This window comes from Bradyrhizobium sp. P2_E8, from assembly GCF_056403875.1.
Window position 1 is genome coordinate 1 of record NZ_JBFUES010000298.1, and the last position, 7,594, is coordinate 7,594.

The window sequence follows — 7,594 nt, forward strand, 5'->3', positions numbered from 1 at the left end:
CAACAAGAAGAGCAACAAGAAGAGCGAGCAAAGCTGCACCGCCTGCGATCAACCGGGGCAACGGCAGTTGATCGCGCACCAGCGCAAGCAGATCCGGTTGCACGTTGCCCGCGGCGCTTTGCGCCGGCGCGGCGACAGGCTGCGGCGGCCGTCGTCGGGCAAAGCGCAGTGCGAGCCATCCGTTCAACCAAAGGATGACGGCGGTTGTCGTCCAGACAGCAAGAAAGACGACGGCCTCGGCGCCGACTGTCGTCCAAAAAACCTGCAGATAGCCGATGGAGGAAAACCACAGCCAGCCGACCAGGAGGTCGCTCGCGAGCGCGAGCAGGATGAGGCAGGTCCCAATGACGATGGCCGCAACGATGAGCCTGGCCACGGCACTTTGCCTTGGTACCTTGCGTCCGGGTCCGGTAATCCCGATCGTCATGGTTTCATTATAGCGGAAATGAGCGACGCCCGCCGCTCGATTTCACGGCCGGGATGAGCGCCTCGAGGCGAGGACGCGGGTCCTCGAACCCGCATCGTCGGGATCGCGGAACGGCGCAAAGTGGCGCGCTATCCCGAATAAGACTGCGAGCTCGCATATAATTGCGGATGGAAGACCCAGTTGGGTCTATAGTCAGGCAGCCGCCCATCGTATGGCGAGAGCCTGCCGGGAAGCGCCTACGGTGGATCGTTTGCATCCAGCATCGGAGGTGATGTCATGGCCATTGCTCCCACGCTCCAGAAATACCTAGCCGCTGAGAACATCCAATACGAGGTGATCCCGCACGAACTCAGCATGACGTCCGCTCGCACGGCCGAGGTATGCCACATCCCCGGCGATCGCCTAGCCAAGGGCATCGTGTTGCGGCGCGACGGCGAATACGTGCTGGCCGTCTTGCCCGCATCGCACCACCTCCACCTGTCGGAACTGAGGACAGAGCTCGGCGACAACGTCCACATGGCCGATGAAACCGAGATCAATCGGCTGTTCAGCGACTGTGCACACGGTGCAGTACCTGCCGTCGGCAAGTGCTACGGGCTGGATACGATCGTCGATGACAGTATCAAGGCGCAGCCGGACATCTACATGGAAGCCGGCGATCACGAGACGCTGCTTCATATGGGGAACGCGCAGTTTGCGCGCCTGACGGCCAATGCGCCGCACGGGCGTTTTAGCGCGCACGACTGAGGATTTTGGAGACTGCCCATTGCCTTTGCGATCCTGGGCGGGAACTCGGGTCGCGACGTCGCTGTTAGGTGTTGGGGAGGGTGACGGCGACAACATCTGCGCTCGTCCGGTCGGACGGCCGGGGAATGATGCCTTGTGCTGCGATCTCGTGCCCGATCGGTTGTACAATTCAGAGAATGGGGGCTGCCGCGTTGCATCAATGCACTTCAAACCCACCAACGGAGGCTCGCCATGAAGGTCAAAGACGTGATGCACAAGGGTGTCGACTGGGTCAGCCCCGACACGCCTCTCACCGAGCTTGCCAAATTGATGCGGGCGCATGACATCGGCTGCATTCCGGTTGGCGAGGACGACAAACTGGTCGGGATGGTGACCGACCGCGATATCGTCTGCAAAGGGCTCGCGAGCCACGGCTTCGATCTCGGCCGCGCGACGGCGCGCGATGTGATGACTGAAGGCATCCATTGCTGCCGGGAGGACGATGACCTCGCAAAGGCGATGCATCATATGGAGAAGCTGCAGGTCCGCAGGTTGCCGGTGATCAACAAGAGCAAGCGGATGATCGGCATCATCAGCCTGGGTGACCTCAGCCGTTCCGCGCCAGGTGATATGCTGAGCGAGACCGTCAGGAGTGTTTCGGCGCATCACTGAAACGATGCGAGCGCACGTCGATTTGCCCGTGCCATCCGGCGGTTCAGGTCGCCCGGCCGACCGCCTGCGAATTGGTCAATCGGCGTGCGCAGAGCAGCAAACCTCGCCGATACGATGCGCGATGGATCAATTATTGCGCGACAAGGCGCTCCCGGGCCGGAGCAGCATCGTACATCGTACAACGTCGCAAATTATCGGGGGGATTTGGCGCTCCCTAGGGGACTTTGCCAAATCAATAGAACCAATGGCTTACGGAAAAGTGGGACACCAGATCGTTCTACAGGATCGTTATGCTTTTTGTCGGGAATGTCCCACCTGATCGCCGATCGGACGTGGCTTGTCTGGTGCTATCCAGCCCGGTGGAAGCGGTTCGCCAAAGCCGTCGGGTTTAGGGTAGGCAGAGCCGTAAGCGAAGAGCCCAGTCGGACCTTTAAAGCCAAGGATGTACCAGATCTCCAGCAAATAGCCTTGAGTCCGATCGCGATCCTCCGTGGCAAGTGTCGCCACTTCCCGCATCGCCTTTTCAATAAGGGCGATAAGCACTTCGGCACGGAGAGACTCGCTGGCTTGAGCCAGGATCGCGTCGATAACCTGGTTCACCGCGGCCGTTGCTCGCGCTTCATCTTCGCGTGCTTCCGCGCCAGTGTAGCCCAAGGGGGGATAATCATTTGGTTGAAACTTGGTCTCTGCTCTGAGACGCTGCAGCAATAGGCTCTTTTCCGGCGTGAGTTGAACAACCTCAGCAGACGGCTTGGGCCAAAGCCGGGAGTACTGCCAGAAGCGCACGCCCAGAAACGCGAAAGCCGCCAAGCCCAGGACAGAGATCGCGACAACTAGAAGACGCATTCGCGCAAACTACGCGACCGCAGTTCAACAGCCTAGTAGCTTGATTTGCGGAGAAGGATTTCTCGTTGGTGGGACCAATTGCCGGAGAAGCCAAGCGATATCAATGGCCAGCGCAATTTTTGGCGCTCCCTAGGGGAATCGAACCCCTGTTTCAGCCTTGAGAGGGCCGCGTCCTAACCGCTAGACGAAGGGAGCGTGAGGGCTAGCCAATAACCTCGAAATTTGTCCGCCGCAAGGACCCGAATGGGCCTTTTACGGCTCATTGGCAAATTTCAGCTTTCCGGCCGGCCTCAACGTGTGGGCGTCGAAGGTGCGGATCTCGGTGACCCCGCCGATATCGAGGGTGACCACGAGGCGGTCGCCGGCGACCCCGGTCGAGACGATCCTGGCCCCCTTCGGCAGGGTGGCGATGACGTCGCCGGCCGGCTCGGGCGCCCTTCCCTCCGACTTGAAAAGGCGGTAGCCCACGGCGATCAGAACGGCGCAGATCGCCAGCGCCGTGGTCAACCCCGCGATCAGCATCATCCGCCGCACCCGCGCGAACAGCGCGGCCTGCTCGGGGGTCGGTTCGGGAACAGCGGTTTCAGACGTCGTCATGGAAAACTCAGGCTCTGCGCAAAGGTTGGAGGTTGTCGTCGCCGGCGACGAGGGCTCGGCCCGGCTCGACCGCGTGCTGGCGGCGCGCCTGCCGGACCTGTCGCGATCGAGGCTGAAAGCCCTGATCCTGGCGGGCGCGGTGAGCCTGAAGGCCTCCGCCATCCGCGACCCCGCTTATCACGTCAGTCACGGCGATACGATCACAATCGACGTGCCGGAGGCCGCGCCCGCCGAGCCGAAGGGCGAGGAAATCGCCCTCGATATCGTGTTCGAGGACGACGACATCATCGTCATCAACAAGCCCAAGGGCCTGGTCGTGCACCCCGCGGCCGGCCACGAGACCGGCACGCTGGTGAACGCGCTGATCGCCCATTGCGGCTCGACGCTGTCGGGCATCGGCGGGGTGCGCCGGCCCGGCATCGTGCACCGGCTGGACAAGGACACGACGGGACTGATGGTGGTCGCCAAGAACGACCTCGCCCACGCCTCGCTGTCGGCGCAGTTCGCCGACCACGGCCGCACCGGCGCGATGCGGCGCGGCTACATGGCCTTCGCCTGGGGGGTGCCGAACCGGCATCGCGGCACCGTCGATGCGCCGATCGACCGCCATCCGTATGCGCGCGAGAAGATGGCGGTGCGCCAGGGCGGCCGCGAGGCGGTGACGCATTGGGAGATCCTGGAGAGTTTTGCCGGGCGCGACGGCAAGCCAATCGCGGCGCTGCTCGCCTGCGAGCTCGAGACCGGGCGCACCCACCAGATCCGCGTCCACCTCGCCCATACCGGCCATCCCCTGATGGGCGATGCCGTCTATGGCCCGCATTTCAAGACCAAGGCCAACCAGCTCGGCCCGGAGTCGCGAGCCGCTTTGACGGCGCTCGGGCGGCAGGCCCTGCACGCTTATCTGCTGGTATTGGAGCACCCCAGGTCCGGAGAATTACTCCACTGGGAGGCGCCTTTGCCGGAGGATTTGCTTCTCCTGGAGGGCACGCTGAAAGCGGCGCTATGACGCAGCCTCGTTAGGAAAAGCGTTACATTACAAAAAGTTATAGCTGCCACACGGGGACGTGACGTCAGCAATCCTTCCCTTTTTGACCCCCCATGGGGTATATTGCGCCTGCGTTGGAAATGACCAACGCGGAACATCGCAGCTACGGCCGGCTTTAACAAAGCGGTCGTCTGCCTGGCCCGCCGCTATCGGGGGCCTGAACCTTGGAGGGCTCAACTATGGCCCGTACCGCTGCTTTGCCGGTGCTCAACGGAGAATCCGGCCTCTCTCGCTACCTCGCCGAGATCCGCAAGTTCCCGATGCTGGAACCCCAGCAGGAATACATGCTCGCCAAGCGTTGGCGCGAGCATGACGATCGCGACGCGGCGCACCAACTCGTCACCAGCCATCTCCGCCTCGTGGCCAAGATCGCCATGGGCTATCGCGGCTACGGCCTGCCGATCTCCGAGGTCGTCTCGGAAGGCAATGTCGGCCTGATGCAGGCGGTGAAGCGTTTCGAACCCGAGAAGGGGTTCCGTCTCGCCACCTACGCGATGTGGTGGATCAAGGCGTCGATTCAAGAGTACATCCTGCGTTCCTGGTCGCTCGTGAAGATGGGCACCACCGCGAACCAGAAGAAGCTGTTCTTCAACCTGCGCAAGGCGAAGAGCAAGATCAACGCGCTGGACGAGGGCGATCTCCGCCCCGACCAGGTTGCGACCATTGCCAAGCGGCTGGGCGTGACGGACCAGGACGTGATCGACATGAACCGCCGCCTCGGTGGCGACGCGTCGCTCAACGCGCCGATCCGCGACGACGGCGAAGCCGGCGAATGGCAGGACTGGCTGGTCGACAATACGCCCAACCAGGAAGCCATGATGGCGGAGCACGAGGAGTATGATCACCGCCGTAACGCGCTGAACGGCGCCATGGGCGTGCTCAACCCGCGCGAACGCCGCATCTTCGAGGCCCGTCGCCTCGCCGATGAGCCGATGACGCTGGAAGACCTTGCCGCCGAGTTCGGCGTGTCGCGCGAGCGCGTCCGCCAGATCGAGGTCCGCGCCTTCGAGAAGGTGCAGTCCGCGGTCAAGGGCACGATCGCAAGGGCGGAACAGGCCGCGCTGGAAGCCGCGCATTAAGCGGGCTTCGCTGGCGCCAGAGATTGGCGGATCGAAAGAGACGGAAAAGCCGGCGGCAACGCCGGCTTTTTTGTTTGGGCGATGCTCTGATTGAGTGATCCGACGTAACTTCTCTGCGCGATGCCAAGTGCGCAGCACCTCCACACTCGCTGTCATGCCCCGGCTTGACCGGGGCATCCAGTACGCCGCGGCGCCAGTAGCGGCGGCGAGATCTCCAACGCAGGCCTCTGGAATACTGGATCGCCCGGTTGAACCGGGCGATGACAGCGGTGGTTGTGGCTACAGTTGGCGGAGAGCCTTGAGACCACCATCACAGTCCCCCCCTGGCTGACTTAGACCGCGCTGGCCTTGAACCCGCGCGTCAGGCGAACCGACCCAAGAAGACCGGACCGACAACAGCAAGCGAATGGACGCGCCGTGTCGATCATCCTGCAATCCACCGTCGGCGGCTTCTCCGCCCAGTTCATGCGCAAGCTGCCGCTGGTCGAACAGGCGATGCGCGAGCACGGGCTCGATCCCGCGGAGTTCGTGATCTCCAAGGACTACGCGTCGACCGCGACGATCCCGATCATGGGTCCGTTCTTCTTTAATTACAGCGTGTTCTTCGGCGAGGAGACATTCACCGTCACCGAGCCGAACGACATGGTGTTCCTGGACTACTTCTTCAAACGCGTGCTCGCAGCGGACGAGCCGCCGGAACTGCCGCGGCGGCCGGGACTGATCCGGCGGTTGTTCGGCTGGATGGCGGAGGCGGTGTAACCGCTCCCGTCATTCCGGGGCGCGCGTAGCGCGAACCCGGAATCCATCGCGCGACAGAGTTGGTGGATGAATGGATTCCGGGTTCGCGCCAAGCGGCGCGCCCCGGAATGACACGCGAGCTACTCCCCCCATGTCCTCGCCAGCGTCGCGAGCCAGCAGCCTTCGCAATAGCGCGCGTCCTTGTAGTCGATCCAGTTGTGCGCATAGACGCGGTCGAGCGGGATGTCGTAGCGCGCACGCAGCACCTTGACGAGGATCTTCCACGCCGCGACCTGCGCCTCGGTGGGACCGGCGGCGACATCGGGATAATTGCCGGCGAACTCGACGCCGATCGAATTGTCGCGCACCACCTGGCGATAGGTCGGTCTGTTGTCGATGTACTTGTTGTCGTTGCGGTTGGCGCCGTCGCCATGGGTCGGCACCAGGTTCTCCGCCACCGCCCAATAGACCGTGCCGTCGGTCTCGACCCAGACCGTGACGCCGCGCCGCGTCGGGTTCTTCGACTGCTCCGCCGCGCCGCCGCGGGCCGAGCCGGCCGGCCCCTCGGTCTGGTGCACGATGATGTTGCGCCAGGGTCTTGCGCTGCGGACGTCACCCCATGGCGCCAGCCAGACGACCTTCAGGCCGGGAATGTCGGGCGTGCCGGAGGCGCGCGCGAGCTTTGCGAGTTCGGCGTCGGCTGCGGCGGCGGGTACGATCAGAAGGGCGGCGAGAATGGCCGCGAGCAGGCGAGACATCATCATCAAGGATCCAATGCGGACCCGAGCCTAGCACGCCATCAGGCGAAATTGCGCACGGCTTCGCCCGCGCCGTTCGGCTCGGGCGAGAGCGGCGGTGCGGGATCGTAGACGGCAAAGTCGTTCTTGCCGTTCTTCTTGGCGGCATAGAGGGCGTGATCGGCATGCGCGATCAGGCGCTCCGGGAATTGGCCGATGCCGCGATCCCATTGCGCCACACCGATCGAGATCGCGATCGGGATGTCTTTGCCGTTGCAGGCCGCGGCGTCCCGACGGCAGACCTCGAGCACGCGGCGGGCGATTGCGGCCGCCTCGCGCATGGAAGAGGACGGCAGCACGATGCAGAACTCGTCGCCGCCGGTGCGGGCGAGCATGTCGCCGGGCCGCAGCCGCGTCTGCGCCATCAGGGTGAAGTGCTGGAGGCAGGCATCGCCGGCGGCATGGCCATGGGTGTCGTTGATGGTCTTGAAGCCATCGAGATCGATCACCAGCAGCGAGAACGGCTCGCCGCTGCGCTCCGAACGGGCGCATTCCTCGGACAGGCGCTGCAACAGMTGGCGCCGGTTGGCGACACCGGTGAGATCGTCGAGCAGCGCGAGGTCGGCGACCTCGCCCCGCAGCCGGTCCATCGCCATCAGGAGGAAGCCGAAATTGAGCGTCATCGACAGGAACAGGAGCCCCAGCACCAGGACGGCATGGGTCTGAC

Annotated in this window: 10 protein-coding genes and 1 tRNA gene; 5 read left to right on the plus strand and 6 right to left on the minus strand. The window is 63.7% G+C overall.

Annotated features, from left to right (window positions below):
- The coding region (locus tag AC1D00_RS17990; protein ID WP_477011578.1) for a UPF0182 family protein at positions 1-376 on the minus strand (376 nt) is incomplete at its 3' end.
- Positions 377-703: 327 nt separating this feature from the next.
- Here AC1D00_RS17990 and AC1D00_RS17995 point away from each other — a divergent pair.
- Complete coding sequence (locus AC1D00_RS17995; protein ID WP_135177555.1) at positions 704-1,174, plus strand: aminoacyl-tRNA deacylase; 471 nt, start codon at positions 704-706, stop codon at positions 1,172-1,174.
- 231 nt (positions 1,175-1,405) lie between these two features.
- The gene (locus AC1D00_RS18000; RefSeq protein WP_135177556.1) at positions 1,406-1,825 is read left to right on the plus strand and encodes a CBS domain-containing protein; all 420 of its coding nucleotides are present in this window, start codon (positions 1,406-1,408) and stop codon (positions 1,823-1,825) included.
- A 288-nt stretch (positions 1,826-2,113) separates the two neighbouring features.
- Here AC1D00_RS18000 and AC1D00_RS18005 read toward each other — a convergent pair whose 3' ends face one another.
- The 3 genes from AC1D00_RS18005 to AC1D00_RS18015 all read right to left on the minus strand — a co-directional run bounded on the left by AC1D00_RS18005 (position 2,114) and on the right by AC1D00_RS18015 (position 3,268).
- The gene (locus tag AC1D00_RS18005) at positions 2,114-2,671 is read right to left on the minus strand and encodes a DUF4844 domain-containing protein (protein ID WP_477011579.1); all 558 of its coding nucleotides are present in this window, start codon (positions 2,669-2,671) and stop codon (positions 2,114-2,116) included.
- Positions 2,672-2,791: 120 nt separating this feature from the next.
- Positions 2,792-2,866 (minus strand) — tRNA-Glu (locus AC1D00_RS18010).
- Between the two features lie 57 nt (positions 2,867-2,923).
- Positions 2,924-3,268, minus strand: a complete 345-nt coding sequence (locus tag AC1D00_RS18015) for a hypothetical protein (RefSeq protein ID WP_477011580.1) — start codon at positions 3,266-3,268, stop codon at positions 2,924-2,926.
- Between AC1D00_RS18015 and AC1D00_RS18020 the strand changes: the two genes are divergently transcribed.
- The 3 genes from AC1D00_RS18020 (at position 3,267) to AC1D00_RS18030 (ending at position 6,151) form a co-directional block, all read left to right on the plus strand.
- A complete protein-coding gene (locus tag AC1D00_RS18020; RefSeq protein WP_027548377.1) occupies positions 3,267-4,274 on the plus strand; it encodes an RluA family pseudouridine synthase in 1,008 nt (335 codons plus the stop codon). The genes AC1D00_RS18015 and AC1D00_RS18020 overlap by 2 nt on opposite strands.
- A gap of 218 nt (positions 4,275-4,492) precedes the next feature.
- The gene (rpoH, locus tag AC1D00_RS18025) at positions 4,493-5,392 is read left to right on the plus strand and encodes an RNA polymerase sigma factor RpoH (protein WP_027548376.1); all 900 of its coding nucleotides are present in this window, start codon (positions 4,493-4,495) and stop codon (positions 5,390-5,392) included.
- Positions 5,393-5,809: 417 nt separating this feature from the next.
- A complete protein-coding gene (locus tag AC1D00_RS18030) occupies positions 5,810-6,151 on the plus strand; it encodes a hypothetical protein (RefSeq protein WP_477011581.1) in 342 nt (113 codons plus the stop codon).
- Positions 6,152-6,270: 119 nt separating this feature from the next.
- Here AC1D00_RS18030 and AC1D00_RS18035 read toward each other — a convergent pair whose 3' ends face one another.
- Both AC1D00_RS18035 and AC1D00_RS18040 read right to left on the minus strand, forming a co-directional pair.
- Positions 6,271-6,894, minus strand: coding sequence for a peptidoglycan recognition protein family protein (locus AC1D00_RS18035; protein ID WP_477011582.1), 624 nt, complete (start codon positions 6,892-6,894; stop codon positions 6,271-6,273).
- Positions 6,895-6,929: 35 nt separating this feature from the next.
- Positions 6,930-7,594 (minus strand): GGDEF domain-containing protein (locus AC1D00_RS18040; RefSeq protein WP_477011583.1); only part of this gene is annotated, 665 nt, incomplete at its 5' end.

Excerpts from the sequence above, each read along its gene's own strand:
- AC1D00_RS18020 (WP_027548377.1), top strand. The coding sequence starts at position 3,267 with ATGGAAAACTCAGGCTCTGCGCAAAGGTTGGAGGTTGTCGTCGCCGGC.
- AC1D00_RS18015 (WP_477011580.1), bottom strand. The coding sequence starts at position 3,268 with ATGACGACGTCTGAAACCGCTGTTCCCGAACCGACCCCCGAGCAGGCC.
- AC1D00_RS18005 (WP_477011579.1), bottom strand. The coding sequence starts at position 2,671 with ATGCGTCTTCTAGTTGTCGCGATCTCTGTCCTGGGCTTGGCGGCTTTC.
- AC1D00_RS18000 (WP_135177556.1), top strand. The coding sequence starts at position 1,406 with ATGAAGGTCAAAGACGTGATGCACAAGGGTGTCGACTGGGTCAGCCCC.
- AC1D00_RS18035 (WP_477011582.1), bottom strand. The coding sequence starts at position 6,894 with ATGATGATGTCTCGCCTGCTCGCGGCCATTCTCGCCGCCCTTCTGATC.
- rpoH (WP_027548376.1), top strand. The coding sequence starts at position 4,493 with ATGGCCCGTACCGCTGCTTTGCCGGTGCTCAACGGAGAATCCGGCCTC.
- AC1D00_RS17995 (WP_135177555.1), top strand. The coding sequence starts at position 704 with ATGGCCATTGCTCCCACGCTCCAGAAATACCTAGCCGCTGAGAACATC.